Here is an 18,948-nt window from a genome sequence, read left to right on the forward strand (position 1 = left end):
TTCAAAAATCAAATTTCAACTGCACCAAAACCGGTTCCTCCCTGCGTTTCTCCTTTTTATCCCCCGTATTCAGATTGGCCAATGAAATGCCTAACAGTCGCACGGAATTCTGAAGCTCTTCTTGGTACAGCAGCTCTTTGGCGGTTTCAAGAATCAGATTTTTATCGGCAATAAAATAGGATATCGTTTTGCTGCGGGTGTTCAGCGTAAAATCGCTGTACTTTATTTTTAGGGTAACGGTCTTGCCGGCGATTTTCGATTTTTTGAGCCGGCGCTCCAGTTCTTCGGCGATATGTTCCAAGCGTTCGAGCATAAAGATTTCGCTGCTCAAATTTTCGCTGAACGTTCGCTCCGCCCCCACCGATTTTGGAATGCGATGCGGTTTTACCTCGCTGTTATGTATCCCGCGAACGACTTGGTAATAGTAACTGCCGCTTTTTCCGAATTTCTCCGCGAGAAACTCCAATGGCCTTTCCTTCAAATCCTTCCCAGTAAAAATACCCAAGCCGTACATCTTTTCAGCGGTGACCTTCCCTACCCCATAGAATTTTCGGATATCCAAATCCTCTAAAAAACCAAGAACCTCTTCGGGATTGACGGTTTTCTGTCCGTTCGGTTTGTTGATATCACTGGCGACCTTGGCAATAAACTTGTTGACGGAAATGCCCGCGGATGCGTTTAGTCCCGTTTCCTCCAAAATCCTTTGGCGGATTTCCTTGGCGATCAAGGTTGCGGATGGATTTCCTTTCTTGTTGACGGTCACATCAAGATAGGCCTCGTCCAAAGAAAGGGGCTCCACCAAGTCGGTATACTCATAAAATACATTCCGGATCTGTTTCGAGATTTCCTTGTAGCGGTCGAATCGGGCCTTTACAAAAATCAATTCGGGACAATTGCGTTTCGCCAAAACGCTGCTCATGGCACTGCGCACCCCGAATTTTCTCGCTTCATAGCTTGCCGCTGCCACGACGCCGCGCTGCGAACTTCCACCAACGGCGATGGGCTTTCCCCGTAATTCAGGATTATCCAATTGTTCTACGGAGGCGTAGAAGGCATCCATATCGACATGGATGATCTTTCGCATCGGGAAATCGTTGTCCATATGCAAATTTAAGGCTTATCTTAGTGTTGATCGGTAAGGCCCCGTCCATTTTCAGCGAAAACGGATACTGAAACAAATTCAACACAAATGATTGAAATAGAGCGTAAATTTTTGGTGACCTCCGCAAAGTTCAAACAAAAGGCCACATCCAAAGAAAGAATAGAACAAGGTTTTTTAAATACCCATCCCGAACGGACGGTTCGAATACGAATCAAAGGCGATACCGGTTTTTTGACCGTCAAGGGAAAATCCAACGAATCGGGCACTTCACGTTTCGAATGGGAAAAAGAAATCACGGTAGCGGACGCTCAAGCGATGCTAGAACTCTGCGAGGAAGGTGTTCTGGAAAAAACTCGCTACGAAATCCCCGTAGGCAAGCATGTTTTTGAGGTGGACGAGTTTCATGGCCAAAACACAGGCTTGATCCTTGCCGAGGTGGAACTAACATCCGAGGAAGAAACTTTCGATAAACCCGGTTGGCTAGGCGACGAAGTTACCGGAGATGTCAAGTACTACAATTCGCAATTGAGCAAAAACCCTTTCCAGCTTTGGGACAAGGATTGACCTTCAAAACATTTTGAAATTTGGTGCTTGGAATTTGGAATTTTAACATCACTGCCATCCCCCGCCAACGGCCTCGTACAGGTTAACTATTGACTGTAATTGGCTGAAGCGCGCATCGATCAGGTCAAGGCTCGAACGCAGGGCATTTTCGCGTGCATTGAGCACTTCTAAATAGTTGGCCAGACCGTTGTTCAACAACTGCTCGGAATATTCTGTCGCGGTCGAATAGGCATCGTACTCCTTGTTCTTGACGTCAATTTTAGCCGTGGCCGCCTGATAACCGAACAAGGCGTCGGACACCTCTTTACTGGCGGTCAGAATAGCCCGCCTAAAACTCAACCGGGCTTCTTCCTGCTGGGCCTGAGAGACCTCGTATTGGGTACGAATTTTTCTACCGTTGAAAATGGGCTGGGTAAGACCTGACATGATACTGGCAAAAAGGGAGGTGGAATCAAAAAGATCGCTAAAATCGAGACTTTGTAATCCCCCCGTGGCGTCCAGGGTCAATGAGGGATAAAAATCGCTGCGGGCCACATTGGTCAGTTCGAACGCATTGACCAGATCGTATTCCGCCGCCATGACATCGGGGCGGTTTCGCACCAATTGAATTGGAACGCCCACGTTCAGTTCGGTCGTAATCTCCTGGGTATCCAAAGTGGTGCGTTGTATGTCGCCAGGCTCCTTTCCCAATAAAATGGACAAGGTATTTTCGACCAAACGGGACTGGTTGTTGAGATCGATCAGAATACCTTGGGCGGTGTAGTACTGTGCCTCGGTCTGCTTTACGGCCACTGCGGTAAGGGTTCCGGCTTCCTTGAGGGCCTGGGTAGTTTCTAGCGAGTTTTTACGGGTCCGGACGGTTTCTTCAGTGATCCGCACCTGTTCGTCCAATGACAACAACTGATAATATAGGGTTGCGATATTGGCGATGAGATCGGTCTTTACTGCCTGATGTGCCGCCACGCTCTGCAGGTAAGTGGCCTGGAAAGCCCGTTTATTACTGCGTATCTTTCCCCAGATATCGGCCTCCCATGATAGCCCCGCGCTTACCTGATATTGATCCAACGTATTGAACTGGCCCCCAAACTGGCTGTTACCCGAAAGTTCTTGATGGCTATATTGGGTAGAACCTTGCAAAGTAGGCAGAAATCCCGCTTTGCCCTGTTTGACATAGGCCTCGGCTGCCAAAATACGCTGTAGAGCGATGCGGATATCGATATTTTCCGCCAAACCCTCTTCGATATAGTCTTGTAAGGTAGGGTCGGTAAACATTGCTGTCCAAGGTACGGTAGCCATGGTCAGGCTATCCTGCGGCAAGTTGTCTGTTCGGAAATTGGCCTCGGTCACCACTTCCGGCCGTTCGTAGGTCTTGGCCGCAAAACAGGACACCAGCAATAGGGGGAGCACTGTTATAAAAAGGAATCGATACAGGCTGTTGATCTTCATACCGTATTATATTGATTTTGTATTATTTGTTACTCGGTCAAGCCTTTTGAACCGGACTCAACGGCAGGCAGATTTGAACTAGTGCTTGCACTTGAACTTTCGGTGGCCGCTTCAGGCGCCCCCGATATTTTTTCCTGCAGCCATTGGAAAAGTATAAATAGGATAGGGATTACGAATATGCCTAAAATCGTACCAATAAGTAATCCACCGACCGCGCCAGTCCCGATTGATCGGTTTCCTTTGGCGCCCACGCCACTGGCCAATACCAGAGGCATTAACCCAAGGATAAAAGCAAAGGAAGTCATGAGGATGGGCCGTAGCCGGGCTTCTGCGCCATTAATGGCCGCATCCAGTAAAGATTCGCCGTTACGGCGTCTTTGTATGGCAAATTCCACAATTAAGATAGCGTTCTTGGCCAACAGCCCGAGCAGCATAATCAGGGCGATCTGAAAATAAATGTTGTTCTGCAGTCCGGTAAGCTGTGTGGTAATGTAGGCCCCAAAAACACCCAGAGGCAAGGACAGCAGTATAGAAAAGGGCAGCAGGTAGCTCTCATACTGCGCTGCTAGTAAAAAATAGACGAATAAAATCGACAACATAAATATGGTCGTCGTCTGGTTACCGGCGTTCACCTCTTCACGGGTAAGTCCGGAATAAGCGGTGGAGTAATTACCAGGCAGCTCGCTGGCCACTTCTTGAACGGCCTTGATGGCATCACCGGAACTGTATCCGGGCTTGGTCGCGGCCGTGACGGTGGTAGAATTGAACAGGTTGAACCGGGTCACCGATTGTGGCCCGTATACCCGCTTTAGGTTGACAAACTGCGTTATGGGGGTCATCTCGCCACTTTGGGTGCGCACGTAGAGCTGGTCAAGCGCCGATTTGTCGGCACGATCCTGAGGAAGTGCCTGCACGTATACGCGATATTGTTTGCCGAAACGGGAAAAATCCGATGCAAAAATGCTACCGATATAGCCCTGTAGGGTCGAAAAGATACTACTAATGGAGACCCCCAGTTCTTTGGCAAGCGGTACATTAAGCTCCAGCTCATATTGTGGATATCTTGTATTGAAAGACGACTGGGCATATTGAATTTCCGGTCGTTGGCTCAATTTTCCTATAAATTCCTGATTGGTGGCATCGAGATCTTCGAAAGTACCTCCTGAACGGTCGAGCAAGTTCACTTCCACCCCCGCAGAACTACCGAAACCGGGGATACTGGGCGGCGCGAAAAAAACGATGTTCGCCTCGGGAATCTGCGCGGCGACACCGAACATTTTACTCGTTATCGTTTCAATGGAAAGGGAATCCGCATCGCGTTCGTCCCAATCCTCCAACCGAATGAACCCAAGGCCGAAGTTGCTGCCCGCACCACCCAGAAAACTCCTGCCCTCGACCACCGTACCGGCCTGAACACCAGGGATTTTTATAAGGCCTTCATAGAGTTTCTGGTTCACCTGATGCGTCCGATCAATAGAAGCACCCGCCGGAAGTTCGACGTTCAAGAAGATGATACCTCGGTCTTCATCGGGTACAAAACCCGTTTTCAAGGTCGATGACGACCACCAAATACCTGCACCTGCTACAATCAAAATAGCGGCGGTAATCCATTTGTGCCGGTACAGAAAATGTACCGACTTGCCGTACTTTTTTACCGTTGCATTAAAGCCGCGGTTAAATCCTGCAAAAAAACGCTGAACAAAACCGGGTTTTTTTCCTTTTGAGTTCTCCTTTTCATCGTGTCCTTTTAAAAACAGGGCACACAGGGCGGGACTCAACGTCAGCGCGTTCACCGCCGAAATTACGATAGCTACAATCAGCGTGACCCCGAACTGTTCATAGAAAACTCCCGTAGGCCCTTGTACGAAGGTAACCGGTATAAAAACAGCCGCCATCACCAAGGTGATAGAAATAATGGCCCCCGAAATTTCATTCATGGCATTTAAACTTGCCCTTTTCGGATTTTCTTCACCTTCATCGATCTTGGCATGTACGGCCTCGACCACCACGATGGCATCATCTACCACAATACCGATGGCCAAAACCAGCGCAAAGAGGGTCAATAAGTTAATAGAATATCCGAAAAGGTTCAAAAAGAAAAACGTGCCAATGATAGATACAGGCACTGCAATAGCGGGAATTAGGGTAGAACGAAAATCCTGTAAAAAGATAAAGACCACTAAAAACACCAATAAAAAAGCCTCCACAAGCGTAGTGACCACTTTTTCGATGGAAGCGTTCAAGAAATTGTTCGTATCATAAGGAATGAAGATGTCCATGCCTTTGGGTAACTCTTCCTTAACACCCTCCAGTACCTTTTTAACCTCTGTAATGATTTCACGCGCATTGGATCCCTTGGTCTGAAAAATACCCATACTTACCGCAGGATAGCCTTTGGTCACCGAACTTCCAGAATAGGATTGGGCACCTAATTCAATATCGGCAACATCACTAAGCCTAAGAAAATCACCGTCCCCCAAAGCCTTGATTACGATATCGCTATATTGGGCCTCGGTCTTGAACCTGCCCCCATATTTAATCGTATATGAGAAAGCTTCCCCATTGTTTTCCCCAAGGGCTCCAGCGGCCGCCTCAAGGCTCTGTTCGCGCAGGGCTGCCGTAACATCGGAGGGAATCAGGTTATAGGCAGCCAATTTTTCCGGTCGAAGCCAAATACGCATTGCATAATCCTTGCCCCCGAAAACATTGACGTCACCCACCCCATTTACACGTTGTAGCTCAGGTATAACATTGATTTTTAAGTAGTTTTGAATATAGGTATCGTCATAATCCTTGTTGCTGCTGTAAACGGACAAGAACATCAGTGCACTGCTCTGCTGTTTTTGGGTAGTGACCCCGGTCTGTAGTACGGCCTGTGGCAAAAGCGGATTGGCCCGTGCTACCCGGTTCTGCACATTTACCGCGGCAATATCCGCATCTACATCTTGATCGAAAAAAACCTGGATTGTAGCGGTACCGCTATTGGTAGCTGTTGAAGTAAGATAGGTCATCCCCTCGACCCCATTGATCTGTTCCTCTAAAGGAATGACCACACTTTCCAAAATCGTTTCCGCATTTGCACCAGGGTAGGTCGCACTTACCTGAATGGTCGGAGGTGCGATATCGGGATATTGGGTGATGGGCAAAGTCGTTACCCCTAAAATACCCAGAATGACGATTATGATGGATATAACCGTGGAGAGTACGGGCCGTTCTATAAATGTTTTTAGCATAGTTTTCTGATTCTGGGCCGGTTATCGGAATACGGTTTCTAAGGGTTTGGCAATGCTGTCAAAAGGGGTTTCTTGTGGATTGATTTTGGTCTCCCCCCTAAGTTTGGCCACGCCCTTTCCTACGATACGATCATCCTTTTTTAGTCCTGAACTAACGACATATAGGTTCTCTACTTCCTTTTCAATCTCTATTTGGGTCGCGGTCGCCAAACTATCTTCGCCCACTTTATAAACATATGTGCTTCCCTGACGTTCAAAAGTAGCCGTTTTGGGCACGACCACGGCATCGGTATAGGTCTTTGGTACTCGGATCTTTCCGCTGTTCCCATTGGTTAACAGTCGGTTCGGATTCTCGAAAATAGCTCGGAAGGAAATGGTGCCCGTTTGCGCGTTTACCTGGGAATTTATGGTTTCGACAGTCCCTTCCTTTTCATAGATACTACCGTCGGGCAAGACCAACTGTACCTTGGGTAATTTCTTTATAACTTCCGCAATACTCTCACCTTCGGTGCTCCGCAGAAATTCGATATAGTCTCTTTCGTTCATTGAAAAATATGCATACACCTTACTTATATCCGATACCCTGGTGAGGGGCGTTTGGTTGCCAGGACTCACCAACGAACCCTTGCGAAGGCGTATCTCGCCTACGTAACCGTCAACGGGGCTCTTGATATTCGCATAGTCGATATTGGCGGCAATACTGCTATACCCGCTTTTGGCCTGCTGAAGTTTGGCCTTTGCGGTCTCCATCTGTACTTCGCTGATAATATTCTTTTCGACCAAAGGCTTTAGCTTGTTTAACTCAACTTGGGCGGCGTTCACGTTCGCCTCAGCCGCTGCAGCATCTTGGCTGAGCGATTGGGTTTCCAACTTAAAAAGGGTCTGTCCACGTCGCACCTTTTGGCCTTCATCTACCAGAACGTCGGTAATGTAACCGCTGACCTTGGCCCTGACCTCACTGTTTATGATGCCCTCGATACTGGCCGGGTAAGTGTTGTAGGCAGTTAGTGTTTTTAACGGGATTTCGGTGACGGAAAAGGTGGGGGTCTGTTGGTTTTGCTCTGCTCCACCCGGTTTCTGTTCCTGAACTCCGTTTCCGCATCCGGTTAAAGATAAAATGGCAACCAGTAATAAGGCCAGACGGAAGTGTATAATTTTTTTCATTTCAATTTTAAGATTAATCGTTGTTGGCTTCGTTCGTATGATCCCTGCGGATGTCTTTCATAGAACTAATGGCCTGTTCTAAAAAAGTCAAATATTTTTTATGGAATGCTAAATCTAAAATAACTTCGTCGGTCGCATCCGAATGATCGGTTATTTCCTGTTTGTAATTAACCATCTCTACATGCAATTTTTTCTCGCGATCCCAATTTTCGATCATCTTATCCAGATAACGGACCAAATAGTCGAGACTCTTAATAAAATATTTCTTACGATCGCCCGCCTTGGTAAAATAGGTAACACGACCGGTGTGCTGTAAGTTGTTCAAATGTGTGGAGATGGTGCTTTTGCTGGCGCCAAGGTTAGCTACAAGTTCGTCAAAGGTGACCCCCTGTTTTCCCGTCAGTATCAAAGTAGCTACAATACGTGCGGCAAGTGGGGCCAATTGGTCCCTACATTCCAGATACACACCCAAGCGTTCTATCAACCGTTCTTTTTTTTGTAACAAATCTTTCATAATGACCAGGAAACCGCATTTTTCGGGAGGCAAATTTATTATTAGTTCGGTCAAAACCGAACTAATCTGACCCAATGTTGTGTTAATTGATACGGGAGTTTATACTTGCGCCATCAGTTCAGATTAATTTGGCAAAATTACGATGTGCAGAATGATGAATTTGCCCCTAGAAGTTAATTAATCGTTAAGGCCTTGAAGTATTGTCACTTTGGTAAAATACCGTCCTTTTCAATGACAGGTATGGATTTAATAGTGCTCTGTTTGACAGAATTCTTGGGAAATACGAACCGTTTTTCGTACAGCTTGTCATCAGCAAAGAAAGTAACAAAGAATTCATTATTCAGCGCAAGTACATCTTCCGGGACCAATTCTATCTTTTTAAAGGATTTTGGCCCAATTGATCCCATACCGTGGCGCATGGTGGAAGTTTTTCTATCCCTATCAAAACCTTTGGAAACTACCAGTACCATATCAATGGCCGCATTTCTGCCGTTGATGAGATAAGCATTCCAATCCTTTGAAAGAAATTCATCGTTACATTCATGGATGAGAGCCACATGAACGTCTTTGGCAATGGGTATCTCGATATCTTTTTTCATAATTCCTGTTTGCACTTACGATTTAAATGACAGCAAAAACTTCCGTTTAGCATAGGAATCCAGCCTTTCGCAGTTCAAATGGATTTACAATGCGCTCCTAAATTGCTCCAGAAACCGAACATCGTTCTCGCTGAGTAGACGGATATCCGAAATCTGGTGCAGCAAAAGGGCGATTCGGTCGATGCCCATACCAAAGGCAAATCCCGAATAGGTTTCGGAATCGATGCCACAGTTGTCAAGCACGTTGGGATCGACCATGCCACAGCCCATAATCTCAAGCCATCCGGTGCCCTTGGTCATGCGGTAATCGGTCTCGGTTTCCAAACCCCAATATACATCGACCTCTGCGCTGGGTTCTGTAAAAGGGAAATAGGAGGGGCGTAGGCGGATCTTGGATTTTCCAAAAAGTTCTGTCGTAAAGAACTGTAGCGTCTGTTTCAGGTCGGCAAAGGATACCTCTTTGTCAATATAAAGCCCCTCCACTTGATGGAAAAAACAGTGCGAACGCGCCGAAATGGCCTCGTTTCTATATACCCTTCCGGGAGATATGGTACGAATGGGCGGTTGGTTGTTCTCCATATATCGCACCTGAACGGACGAAGTATGCGTACGTAAGAGGATGTCGGGGTCGGTCTGCACGAAAAAAGTATCCTGCATATCCCTTGCCGGATGGTGCTCCGGAAGATTCAGCGCTGTAAAATTATGCCAGTCGTCTTCAATTTCAGGCCCTTCGGAAACGTTGAAGCCTATCCTTGAAAAAATTTCTATGATTTGGTTCTTTACTATGGAAATAGGATGCCGCGCCCCTAATTCTATGGGTTCGCCCGGCCGTGTCAGATCGCCGTAGATTGGGCTGAAATCGGTTTCATTCTCCAACGCCTCTTTGAGCGTATTGACCTTTTCGGCGGCCAAGGTCTTGAGTTCATTGATGGTCTGGCCGAACTCCTTTTTCTGGTCATTGGGCACGTTCTTGAATTCGGCGAAAAAATCGTTAAGGAGGCCCTTTTTACCCAAATATTTGATGCGGAAGGCTTCAACAGCTTCCTTCGAATCGGTCTTAAAAGCTTCTACTTCAACGATGTGTTTTTTTAGCGTATCGATCATGGTAGCTTGATATGATGGCAAATTTAGTTCTTTGCCGCAACTTTGACAAAGTTGATCCGCATGCTAGTAAGATTTAAAATCCATAGATTAAGGAAAACAATCTTAATATCCCGTAATCCTATAGATTCTAGAATTATTTACGGCCAAAATCCGCCGGAATCTCGCCCCAGGCTTTCGTCTCCCATTTAACAATAGGTGTATTGTACGAATTGTTCTTTAGCCATTCGAGGGCACGGCGAACCAATTCGAAGAGCGCCTTGTTCTTATCGGTTTCCTTAAGTTTCGTGTTGCATGTGCGTTTGCGTACCCAGCTCATGGCGGTGCGGGAATCGGTGTAGATGATGCGGTCACTGTTTTTTTGTTTGAGGAAGGCGAGACCATGTACGAGGGCCAAAAATTCACCGATGTTGTTGGTGCCGTGCGCGAAAGGACCTTGATGGAACAGTTTTTTTCCTGTTTTTGTGTCGACGCCTTGGTACTCCATCACCCCCGGGTTTCCACTGGAAGCGGCGTCAACGGAGATGGAATGGTAATTGGGGGCTCCGTATTTGAGCAGCTGCTCTGCGGTGAGCGAGGGTTCTCCCTTTTTCTTCCCCTTATAATCATCATAATTGCCATTGTAGGCCTTTTTGGCGGCGGCAAAAGTGGGGAATGATTTGTATTGCGCGCCTGCATAGCCGTTAATCGCCGCCTTGCAATCTTTCCAAGTATCATAGATGCCGGGGCGTTTGCCTTTCCAAACGGTATAGAATTTTTGTTTTTTGGCCATTGACATCTAAAAATCGTGTTTGTTTTCAAATGGATGTGGCAAGAAGAAAAAGCGACGGCTAAAGAGCTCGCAACAACACGTTCTGCCCACTTCCCGAATACATCCTTTCCACTTTACAACTTCATTCTATCGGATCTCCCACCAAAAGTTGCTCGATGACTTTTGGAAAATGGGCAAACTCCAATTCCCGGATTTTTTGGGTGATGCGCTCTACATCATCTTCTGCTTCTATCCTTGTTTTTGATTGATGAATGATGGCTCCCTCGTCATAGTTCTCGTTAACGTAATGAATGGTAATACCCGTTTCGGCATCCCCGTTCGCCTTCACGGCTTGATGAACTTTGTTGCCATACATCCCTTTACCCCCATATTTAGGTAACAGGGCAGGGTGGATATTGATGATTTTGTTCGGAAAAGCCCGGATAATTTTTTCCGGGATTTTCCAAAGAAATCCGGCGAGCACGATTAAATCGGGATGAAAAGCTTCTAAAACATCCAGTATGCAATCATTATCGTAAAAGGATGTCCTATTAAAATATAATCCACTGATTGCAAGGCTGTCACACCTATCCAGCACTTTCGCATCCTTTTTATTGGTCAAAACGGCAGAAATGGCAACCTCGGGCCTATCCTGAAAATAGCGTACAATATTTTCAACGTTAGAACCGGAACCGGAGGCGAGAAGAACGATGTTTTTAGTTTTCAAGAAAAATAGGGGATTAACGTCTGTGTTTAGGATGAAGGCAAAATACCTACAATTGGGTTAAAATTCCAAATTAAAAGTCCAACTTGTCCGCTAATCCGCCAGCAAGTAAGATTTCAAAAGAATCTAACGGTCAAAATTCATATAACCCCTATCACGATCTGTCGACTTGAACACTTCTCGAACCCAAGTCGAAGGGTTAAATCGCTTTAGGGCGACTACCAACCGTAAGCACTATCAATTTTTTTAAGCTTAAACCATCCATCATATCCTTTAATTCATTAAATTACCATACATTTTAACTGCAAATAGTATTATTACGTCAAAGTTTTTTACTTTTGCCATCAATTAAAATTTTAAAACCAATATTATTATGTCAGACATTGCATCAAGAGTAAAAGCTATCATCGTTGATAAATTGGGTGTTGATGAAAACGAAGTGGTAACCGAAGCTAGCTTTACGAACGACCTCGGGGCAGATTCTTTGGATACCGTGGAATTAATCATGGAATTCGAAAAGGAATTTGATATTCAGATCCCTGATGATCAAGCCGAGAATATCGCAACCGTAGGCCAAGCTATCAGTTATATAGAAGAAGCGAAGTAATTTTTATGATTTCTTGAAGAAATCCTAAAATATCCATGCGGTACCTCTATCGCATGGATATTTTTTTTTAATTTACAACCAAAACCAAGTCCAATGGAGTTAAAGCGAGTTGTGGTTACCGGGCTGGGCGCCTTAACGCCTATCGGCAACAATATCGATGAATATTGGGAAGCTTTAAAAAACGGCAAGAGCGGTTCTGCTCCCGTGACCTATTATGATACCGAAAAATTCAAGGTCAAATTCGCCTGTGAACTGAAAAATTTCAATCCTGAGGATCATTTTGATCGCAAGGAAGCACGGAAATTGGATCGTTTTGCACAATATGCGCTCGTTTCATCCGACGAAGCTATAGCAGATTCAAAATTAGACTTGAACGTAGTTGATAAATTCAGGGTCGGAGTCATCTGGGGCGCCGGTATCGGAGGTCTGGAAACCTTTCAGAACGAGGTAATGAACTTTGCCAACGGTGACGGTACGCCGCGTTTCAATCCTTTCTTTATCCCAAAAATGATTGCGGATATCGCTCCGGGCCATATTTCGATCAAGCACGGCTTCATGGGGCCGAACTATACTACGGTCTCCGCCTGCGCATCTGCCGCGAATGCCATGATCGACGCCCTGAACTATATTCGTTTGGGACATTGTGACGTGATTGTCACCGGTGGCAGCGAGGCAGCGGTAACTATTGCCGGCATGGGCGGTTTTGGAGCCATGCATGCCCTAAGTACCAGAAACGACAGTCCCGAAACGGCATCCAGGCCATTTGATGCAACCCGAGACGGCTTTGTTTTAGGAGAAGGGGCAGGAGCTCTGATCTTGGAAGAATTTGAACACGCCAAGGCCAGAGGTGCCAAAATATATGCCGAAGTAGCCGGCGGTGGACTTTCAAGCGATGCCTATCACATGACAGCACCCCACCCCGATGGCATCGGAGTAGTACAGGTCATGAAAAATTGCCTACGCGATGCGGGACTGAAACCTGAGGATGTCGATGCCATAAACACACACGGAACCTCAACCCCCTTAGGTGACGTTGCCGAACTAAAGGCCATTGTAGAGGTTTTCGGAGACCATGCACCGGATATCAATATTAATTCCACCAAATCGATGACCGGACATTTGTTGGGTGCCGCAGGTGCCATTGAGGCCATCGCCTCCATTTTGGCCATGAAACATAGTATCGTACCGCCGACCATCAACCATACAACGGTCGATGAAAATATTGACCCGAGGTTAAACCTAACCCTTAACGAAGCGCAAAAACGAGAGGTCAATGTAGCTTTGAGCAATACCTTCGGATTTGGCGGCCACAACGCGTGTGTGATATTTAAAAAAATTAGCCAGTAAATTCCATGGGGTTTTCATCCAAAATATTCGGTTCCCATTCTAAAAAGGATGGGGATTTTTTTATAGGGATGACCAAAATCCTCGGTTTTAAACCGAAAAAATTAGATTGCTACCAAAAGGCCTTCTTACATCGGTCCGCCAACGAAAAGGACGAGGATGGAATCCCTATGAACTACGAGCGTTTAGAGTTTCTGGGCGATTCGATGCTCGGCACCATTATCTCACGACATCTTTTCATCGAAGTTCCGGAAGGTGACGAAGGTTATCTGACGAAAATGCGGTCAAAAATCGTTAGCCGTAAACATTTGAACCAATTGGGTAAAGATCTGGGGCTTATCGATTTCGTGAAAAGCCGGATACCTAAATCGAATTTTGGTGACAACATACATGGTAATGTCTTCGAAGCACTGGTAGGGGCGATTTATATGGATCGGGGCTATAACTACTGCCAGAAATTCATTCATGAAAAAGTGATAGCCCCTTATGTAGATATCGAACAGCTTGAGGGCAAGGTCATCAGCTATAAAAGTTTGATTATTGAGTGGTGCCAGAAACAAAAAAAATCATTTGATTACGAGGTATACGACGACACGGGCAAAGACGCCCTGAAGCACTTTGCCGTTAAGCTGACCATAGAAGACCAGATTGTTGCAAAGGCACGGGCTACGTCAAAAAAGAAGGCCGAGGAGAAAGCGTCGAAACGGGCCTATTATGCGTTACAGGACAAGATGGGGAAATCGTGAGCAATATGGCGTTTGATGAAAAGCGATGTGGGCATTGCCTTAAAAAATCTTATATTTGCGGTTTCCACCCTGATGGCAGCAGTACACAAACTTACGGAAGATTTGTATGAAGATTCCTTCGACCTTATTGCCCTACATACCAGTCTTGAAGACTTCGCATTGGGGTATGCCCTCAACCTTGCGCTGAAATCCAACTTTAAAAGACGGCGGAGAGATCTCGATATTTCCGCTCGAGTAACGATTCCAATCTTTGAATGGAAGGATGACTTGAACGACCGATATTGGACTTTCTTTACCAACAAGGGAATAAGTCAAGACGTGGTGGCAGAAAATGGTTTTTTTAAGGAAGAACCATCCTACCGAAATTACCATATGATTTCGGAATATCGCGAAGTCGATTATTTTTTAAAGATAGAACAAGACGGTTCGGAAAGCCATCGCCAGGCAGAGAACGAAAAAATCACCACAAGGTTACTCACCATATCCAAAGTGATTACGGCCTATACTGTGGAAACCCAAAAACTGAAATCTAAAAATAATTTAATTTTTTAAAGCAATGCCAGTACAAAAAAAGACGAAGATAGTTGCCACCCTAGGGCCAGCTACCAGCACGAAAGAAGTGCTTCGCAAAATGATCGAAGCCGGTGTAGACGTATTCCGCATTAATTTTTCGCATGCCAATTACGATGATGTAACCGCCCGCATCAAGATGATTCGGGAACTTAACGAAGAATTAGGCAGCAATACTTCAATTTTGGCCGACTTGCAGGGTCCTAAGTTGCGAGTGGGCGTCATGGCCGGCGAAGTAGTCGTAGCACCGGGCGACGAGATAACCTTTGTGACCGGTAAACCCTTCGAGGGCAACTCCGAAAGGGTGTATATGAACTACGCCACCTTTCCTCAGGATGTGAAGTCGGGTGAACGTATCTTATTGGACGATGGAAAACTGATTTTCGAGGTGGTTTCTACGGATGGCAAGTCAGAGGTGAAGGCAAAAGTTGTTCAGGGCGGCCCGTTGAAATCAAAAAAAGGGGTCAATTTACCCAATACCAACATATCGCTACCGGCATTGACCGAAAAGGATATCAAAGATGCCGAATTCGCAGTTTCCCAGAACGTAGATTGGATGGCCCTTTCATTTGTACGCTTCAGTCAAGACCTTATCGATCTTCAAAATATCATAAGCCAACATTCGGAGCATAAGATTCCGATCATCGCAAAAATCGAAAAACCTGAGGCTGTCCAAAACATTGATAAGATTGTAGCCTATTGCGACGGATTGATGGTAGCTCGCGGCGATCTTGGTGTCGAAGTGCCCGCCCAAGAAGTTCCGCTTATTCAAAAACATTTGGTGCTCACGGCGAAAAAAGCCAGGATTCCCGTCATTATCGCCACCCAGATGATGGAAACTATGATTACAAGCCTTACGCCTACCAGAGCCGAGGTAAATGACGTAGCCAACTCTGTTATGGACGGTGCCGATGCCGTAATGTTATCGGGCGAGACTTCGGTTGGCAACTACCCAGTTGAAGTGATCGAGAAAATGACAAGCATTTTACAGAGTGTCGAAAATTCGGAGCTCATTCATGTACCTCATGACCCGCCACATATTCGTACGAAACGCTATATCACCAAATCAGTCTGCTATCACGCTGCCATCATGGCCAATGAAATCAAGGCCAAAGCGATATCTACACTTACCAATAGCGGATATACGGCATTTCAAATTTCCGCTTGGCGGCCTAGCGCCCATATCTTGGTCTTTACCTCCAACAAGCGGATATTGACGCAATTAAACCTACTATGGGGGGTAAAAGCCTTTTATTATGACCGATACGTCTCTACGGACGAGACCATCGAAGATGTGAATCGAATCGCCTGTCAAAAAGGATTTTTAGAAATCGGAGATATGCTCATCAGCTTAGCGGCAATGCCCATTAAGGACAAGGGAATGGTCAACACCTTGAGAGTTACCGAAATAGAGAGCGATGATTTTTAAAATCAGGGAAAAGAAATAAAAAAACCAAGTAAAGAAAGTTTGATATTACGCATAACGTAACTTCAATTTACACCAAGAGCTTAAAATTTCCAGTTTTGGAATTTGGAAATTGGTACTTGGGATTTCTTAAGCGACCTCTTTTTCGTAGGCAATGAAATTTACCAGTTCACCGCTAGTGTCGAATATAGGTTCGCCCGTAATCCAGCAATTATAGGCGCTTCCGTCTTTTCTATAATTTAGGATTACAGCCTCGAACGGTTTTCGGTTTTCTACCGCTTTTCGAATTTGTCCCGCGGTCTTTTCACTCGTTTCTTTGCCTTGGAACATTTTCGGTCTTTTGCCCAGAATTTCATGAGGAGAATAACCGTTCATGTGAACTATGTTATTTGTGGCATGTACAATATTCAGTTGGGTATCCGTAACCAGAATGACCTGCTCTTTCTGTAATAAGGCTTCATTGAACTTTGAGGTGTACGACCATTTGTTGTCTTCGGACAAACGCAGTAAAGCAATGACATCATCGTGATTTTTGCAAAGATTATCAAAATATAGTCCATAAATATCCCACGACATAAGGGGCAGACTCTTCAGATCCAATGCACTGTAATATCGATATGCAGCGTTATCATACTCTTTCATGAAATCTTCTTGGTTGGATTAATTGTAAAAATAGCTATAAATCCATCAATACTACGCAAACTAACTTTGTTTAACAAATATGAGACTTCGATTAACAGTATTATTGTCCGTTTAAACCCGTCCTTTTAATTCTTTTTTGTGATTTAACAGCGTATTTTGCCTGAGTGTAGTGGTATTTTTGCGTATTCTAAATTACCTATGCTAGTAGATTTGATCATTGCGGTACTTTGGAGCCTGTCTCCCTTTGGGGAGGCCAAGGTAGGTATCCCCTACGGTTTGCTGAAGGGTCATAACATTTATCTTGTGTTTATAGTCTGCTTTTTGGCCAATCTGTTGGTGTTCCCCATGATGATGTTCTTTCTTGAAAAGATAAATAGCTATTTTCTGCGCTGGGTCTTTTATAAAAAATCGGCCATCTTCGTTGCGAGAAGGGCAAAGACCGGATCGGGAGCGAAAATACAGCGTTTCGGGTTTTGGGGGCTCATTCTGTTCGTCATGATTCCTTTACCAGGTACCGGTGTCTATGCGGGTAGTATCGTCACCTATCTATTTAAAATTGAAAAGCAGAAAGCATTTTGGGCGAATGCCATAGGTATTTTCTTCTCTTCGGTCATTATTTGGTTGGCCACCTTGGCCTCGATTAAAGGCATGTCGTAAAATACACGATTGCCTTATGCTCTATTTCGGCTTTAACTCAACACTAGTGCACACTTAAAATCTCTGTGATAGTATTATGAAATAGGAAAGTATCACCAGCTGATTTTCCAAGCAATAAACGTCCTATAGGCGTATCGGCAGAAATACAGAATACGTTACTACTATCATCTTCAAATTGTCCTGCAGAAATAGCCAAAAAATAATCGGCTTTCGAGGTCTTGACCCAACTGCCCAAACCAGCGATTTGTGAAGCTTTTTCAAAAGGTACTTTCAACAGCACTTGTTTCGTTCTTTCGGCTTCCGCGAGCTGTTGCCCTAGCCTTTCACGTTCCAGTTGCAGCATCGCTCGAGCGGTTTCGTGCTTGTCGCCTGCACTACTCTTGGTTTCCGAGGCAAGGGATTCCTGTATATCGCGAATGTTTTTTTGGATACGGCTTATACGGCCCTCGATGAAGGTTTGGCAATAGTTGAAGAGGATTTGTTTTGATGGCATGTTTTGATTTTAATCTCACGGGTCTAATAGAGTTCCCGTTTCACATTTGACCCCGAGCCTCCAACGAGAAAGTAAAGGTCTGCACCCTTAAATACCATGACAACATACTTGTCGATTTCAAAATCAGTAGTATCGATGAAACGGTCAAACCAAATCTGCCAATTCCTTTCCGACCAAACTACCAATGGCAATGCCCATACCCCCCAATCGAACTCCACAAAACACATGTTCGGAAATTTGTTTTACAATAGGCCGCTTCTGGTCGCCCACCCCCATAATACCGCTCCACCTTCGATCAATTTGAAATGGCGTATCGGGCAGAATGACTTCCTTGAGCAATTTTTCCAACTCGGTTTGAATGTGTTCAGTTTGTTCGAATACTGTCGTTTCCTCGGTTTTGAGATCAAGATTTCTGCCGCCGCCGAGCAAAATACGGTCGTCGATATTTCTAAAGTAATAATAGCCCTCATCAAAATGAAAGGTGCCTTTAATGGAAAGGTTTTGGATAGGTTTAGTAATCAAGACCTGGGCCCTTGCGGGTTTTATGCGTTCGTTCAAAAGTTGGGACGCAAAGCCATTGGTGGCAATAAGCAGCTTTTTTGTCTTGAATTCGAAGCGGTCGGTGCTGACCGCAATATGCGATGTATCATCCGAAAAATCTTGTACGGAAATCCCGTTCAGAACGATAATGCCTTGATTTTGGACAAGCCGTAGTAGCTGGGCCATCATTTTACCGGTATCCAATTGAGCTTCTAAGGTATTCGTGATGTACTTGTCCTGAATGTTCTTGAAGTGAAATGTATTCGGATGTTCATGAAAGGCATCATTACCAAAAACGGGATGCAACAGCCTGTTGATTTCATCCCTTTTATTGCGGCAGGCCTGAAATAATGGCACATCTTTCTCCAAGAACAACTCATGCCCGCCAAGTTGTTGGAAATCGAGAACTTTGTCACCTAGTGTCCTCCGAAGCAATTGTATGCCGTTCCATCTTTTTTGAACTAGTCCGAAAACCTCTTCTTCAGAATGATGTTTCAGGTCCGATATGATTTCAGAAAGACTTCCAAAACAAGCGAAGCCCGCATTTTTGGTGCTAGCACCTTGCGGTAAAAATCCCTTTTCGAGAACAAGTATTTTAGCTTCCGGAAAGCGCTGTTTGAGGTGTAGCGCACAGTTGAGACCTACGATACCGCTGCCCACGATCGTGAAATCGGTGTTGGAGAGCCAGGTTTTGTATTCCCAGTAGCTGAGGTTCATGGACAACG

19 protein-coding genes are annotated in these 18,948 nt (G+C 45.3%); 7 read left to right on the plus strand and 12 right to left on the minus strand.

Annotated features, from left to right (window positions below):
- Position 1: 1 nt before the first annotated feature.
- Positions 2-1,102 carry a DNA polymerase IV gene (dinB, locus tag BLT07_RS17545; RefSeq protein WP_091872647.1) on the minus strand — a complete coding sequence of 367 codons (1,101 nt, stop codon included), beginning with the start codon at positions 1,100-1,102 and terminating at the stop codon, positions 2-4.
- 87 nt (positions 1,103-1,189) lie between these two features.
- On the opposite strand from dinB, the gene BLT07_RS17550 reads away from it, so the two are divergent.
- Positions 1,190-1,666 (plus strand): CYTH domain-containing protein, encoded by a 477-nt coding sequence (locus tag BLT07_RS17550; RefSeq protein WP_091872651.1) that lies wholly within the window; start codon positions 1,190-1,192, stop codon positions 1,664-1,666.
- 48 nt (positions 1,667-1,714) lie between these two features.
- Here the strand turns inward: BLT07_RS17550 and BLT07_RS17555 are convergent, their stop codons facing one another.
- From BLT07_RS17555 to purN, 8 genes are all read right to left on the minus strand, one after another.
- Entirely contained in the window at positions 1,715-3,112 is a 1,398-nt protein-coding gene (locus BLT07_RS17555) for an efflux transporter outer membrane subunit (protein ID WP_091872654.1), read from the minus strand.
- Positions 3,113-3,141: 29 nt separating this feature from the next.
- Positions 3,142-6,345: an efflux RND transporter permease subunit gene (locus BLT07_RS17560; RefSeq protein WP_091872656.1), complete on the minus strand. Its 3,204-nt coding sequence runs from the start codon at positions 6,343-6,345 to the stop codon at positions 3,142-3,144.
- Positions 6,346-6,366: 21 nt separating this feature from the next.
- On the minus strand, positions 6,367-7,509 hold the full coding sequence (locus BLT07_RS17565) for an efflux RND transporter periplasmic adaptor subunit (RefSeq protein WP_091872659.1): 1,143 nt from the start codon (positions 7,507-7,509) through the stop codon (positions 6,367-6,369).
- A 13-nt stretch (positions 7,510-7,522) separates the two neighbouring features.
- On the minus strand, positions 7,523-8,023 hold the full coding sequence (locus tag BLT07_RS17570) for a GbsR/MarR family transcriptional regulator (RefSeq protein WP_091873043.1): 501 nt from the start codon (positions 8,021-8,023) through the stop codon (positions 7,523-7,525).
- A gap of 203 nt (positions 8,024-8,226) precedes the next feature.
- Positions 8,227-8,622, minus strand: a complete 396-nt coding sequence (locus tag BLT07_RS17575) for a hypothetical protein (RefSeq protein WP_091872661.1) — start codon at positions 8,620-8,622, stop codon at positions 8,227-8,229.
- 84 nt (positions 8,623-8,706) lie between these two features.
- Positions 8,707-9,726 (minus strand): phenylalanine--tRNA ligase subunit alpha, encoded by a 1,020-nt coding sequence (gene pheS, locus BLT07_RS17580; protein WP_091872665.1) that lies wholly within the window; start codon positions 9,724-9,726, stop codon positions 8,707-8,709.
- A 133-nt stretch (positions 9,727-9,859) separates the two neighbouring features.
- On the minus strand, positions 9,860-10,495 hold the full coding sequence (locus BLT07_RS17585; protein WP_091872667.1) for a ribonuclease H1 domain-containing protein: 636 nt from the start codon (positions 10,493-10,495) through the stop codon (positions 9,860-9,862).
- A gap of 121 nt (positions 10,496-10,616) precedes the next feature.
- Positions 10,617-11,201, minus strand: a complete 585-nt coding sequence (gene purN / locus BLT07_RS17590; RefSeq protein ID WP_091872671.1) for a phosphoribosylglycinamide formyltransferase — start codon at positions 11,199-11,201, stop codon at positions 10,617-10,619.
- 370 nt (positions 11,202-11,571) lie between these two features.
- On the opposite strand from purN, the gene BLT07_RS17595 reads away from it, so the two are divergent.
- From BLT07_RS17595 to pyk, 5 genes are all read left to right on the plus strand, one after another.
- Positions 11,572-11,805 (plus strand): acyl carrier protein, encoded by a 234-nt coding sequence (locus tag BLT07_RS17595; protein ID WP_008269813.1) that lies wholly within the window; start codon positions 11,572-11,574, stop codon positions 11,803-11,805.
- A gap of 93 nt (positions 11,806-11,898) precedes the next feature.
- Positions 11,899-13,152, plus strand: a complete 1,254-nt coding sequence (fabF, locus tag BLT07_RS17600) for a beta-ketoacyl-ACP synthase II (protein WP_091872674.1) — start codon at positions 11,899-11,901, stop codon at positions 13,150-13,152.
- Between the two features lie 5 nt (positions 13,153-13,157).
- A complete protein-coding gene (gene rnc, locus BLT07_RS17605) occupies positions 13,158-13,895 on the plus strand; it encodes a ribonuclease III (protein WP_091872678.1) in 738 nt (245 codons plus the stop codon).
- Positions 13,896-13,910: 15 nt separating this feature from the next.
- Positions 13,911-14,447 carry an IPExxxVDY family protein gene (locus tag BLT07_RS17610; RefSeq protein WP_245726585.1) on the plus strand — a complete coding sequence of 179 codons (537 nt, stop codon included), beginning with the start codon at positions 13,911-13,913 and terminating at the stop codon, positions 14,445-14,447.
- Between the two features lie 4 nt (positions 14,448-14,451).
- A complete protein-coding gene (gene pyk, locus BLT07_RS17615) occupies positions 14,452-15,894 on the plus strand; it encodes a pyruvate kinase (protein WP_091872682.1) in 1,443 nt (480 codons plus the stop codon).
- A gap of 126 nt (positions 15,895-16,020) precedes the next feature.
- Here pyk and BLT07_RS17620 read toward each other — a convergent pair whose 3' ends face one another.
- Positions 16,021-16,533, minus strand: a complete 513-nt coding sequence (locus tag BLT07_RS17620) for a PAS domain-containing protein (RefSeq protein ID WP_091872687.1) — start codon at positions 16,531-16,533, stop codon at positions 16,021-16,023.
- Between the two features lie 198 nt (positions 16,534-16,731).
- Here BLT07_RS17620 and BLT07_RS17625 point away from each other — a divergent pair, with 198 nt between their 5' ends.
- The gene (locus BLT07_RS17625; RefSeq protein WP_091872690.1) at positions 16,732-17,190 is read left to right on the plus strand and encodes a COG2426 family protein; all 459 of its coding nucleotides are present in this window, start codon (positions 16,732-16,734) and stop codon (positions 17,188-17,190) included.
- 43 nt (positions 17,191-17,233) lie between these two features.
- On the opposite strand, the gene BLT07_RS17630 is transcribed toward BLT07_RS17625, so the two are convergent.
- On the minus strand, positions 17,234-17,683 hold the full coding sequence (locus tag BLT07_RS17630; protein ID WP_091872694.1) for a 3-oxoacyl-ACP synthase: 450 nt from the start codon (positions 17,681-17,683) through the stop codon (positions 17,234-17,236).
- Between the two features lie 144 nt (positions 17,684-17,827).
- Positions 17,828-18,940 carry an NAD(P)/FAD-dependent oxidoreductase gene (locus BLT07_RS17635; protein ID WP_091872697.1) on the minus strand — a complete coding sequence of 371 codons (1,113 nt, stop codon included), beginning with the start codon at positions 18,938-18,940 and terminating at the stop codon, positions 17,828-17,830.
- Positions 18,941-18,948 lie beyond the last annotated feature (8 nt).

Source organism: Pricia antarctica (assembly GCF_900101815.1).
Lineage (GTDB): Bacteria > Bacteroidota > Bacteroidia > Flavobacteriales > Flavobacteriaceae > Pricia > Pricia antarctica.

Excerpts from the sequence above, each read along its gene's own strand:
- BLT07_RS17635 (WP_091872697.1), bottom strand. The coding sequence starts at position 18,940 with ATGAACCTCAGCTACTGGGAATACAAAACCTGGCTCTCCAACACCGAT.
- BLT07_RS17595 (WP_008269813.1), top strand. The coding sequence starts at position 11,572 with ATGTCAGACATTGCATCAAGAGTAAAAGCTATCATCGTTGATAAATTG.
- BLT07_RS17575 (WP_091872661.1), bottom strand. The coding sequence starts at position 8,622 with ATGAAAAAAGATATCGAGATACCCATTGCCAAAGACGTTCATGTGGCT.
- BLT07_RS17625 (WP_091872690.1), top strand. The coding sequence starts at position 16,732 with ATGCTAGTAGATTTGATCATTGCGGTACTTTGGAGCCTGTCTCCCTTT.
- BLT07_RS17620 (WP_091872687.1), bottom strand. The coding sequence starts at position 16,533 with ATGAAAGAGTATGATAACGCTGCATATCGATATTACAGTGCATTGGAT.
- fabF (WP_091872674.1), top strand. The coding sequence starts at position 11,899 with ATGGAGTTAAAGCGAGTTGTGGTTACCGGGCTGGGCGCCTTAACGCCT.
- pyk (WP_091872682.1), top strand. The coding sequence starts at position 14,452 with ATGCCAGTACAAAAAAAGACGAAGATAGTTGCCACCCTAGGGCCAGCT.
- pheS (WP_091872665.1), bottom strand. The coding sequence starts at position 9,726 with ATGATCGATACGCTAAAAAAACACATCGTTGAAGTAGAAGCTTTTAAG.
- BLT07_RS17585 (WP_091872667.1), bottom strand. The coding sequence starts at position 10,495 with ATGGCCAAAAAACAAAAATTCTATACCGTTTGGAAAGGCAAACGCCCC.
- BLT07_RS17570 (WP_091873043.1), bottom strand. The coding sequence starts at position 8,023 with ATGAAAGATTTGTTACAAAAAAAAGAACGGTTGATAGAACGCTTGGGT.
- BLT07_RS17630 (WP_091872694.1), bottom strand. The coding sequence starts at position 17,683 with ATGCCATCAAAACAAATCCTCTTCAACTATTGCCAAACCTTCATCGAG.
- dinB (WP_091872647.1), bottom strand. The coding sequence starts at position 1,102 with ATGGACAACGATTTCCCGATGCGAAAGATCATCCATGTCGATATGGAT.
- BLT07_RS17550 (WP_091872651.1), top strand. The coding sequence starts at position 1,190 with ATGATTGAAATAGAGCGTAAATTTTTGGTGACCTCCGCAAAGTTCAAA.
- BLT07_RS17565 (WP_091872659.1), bottom strand. The coding sequence starts at position 7,509 with ATGAAAAAAATTATACACTTCCGTCTGGCCTTATTACTGGTTGCCATT.
- BLT07_RS17560 (WP_091872656.1), bottom strand. The coding sequence starts at position 6,345 with ATGCTAAAAACATTTATAGAACGGCCCGTACTCTCCACGGTTATATCC.
- rnc (WP_091872678.1), top strand. The coding sequence starts at position 13,158 with ATGGGGTTTTCATCCAAAATATTCGGTTCCCATTCTAAAAAGGATGGG.
- BLT07_RS17555 (WP_091872654.1), bottom strand. The coding sequence starts at position 3,112 with ATGAAGATCAACAGCCTGTATCGATTCCTTTTTATAACAGTGCTCCCC.
- BLT07_RS17610 (WP_245726585.1), top strand. The coding sequence starts at position 13,911 with ATGAAAAGCGATGTGGGCATTGCCTTAAAAAATCTTATATTTGCGGTT.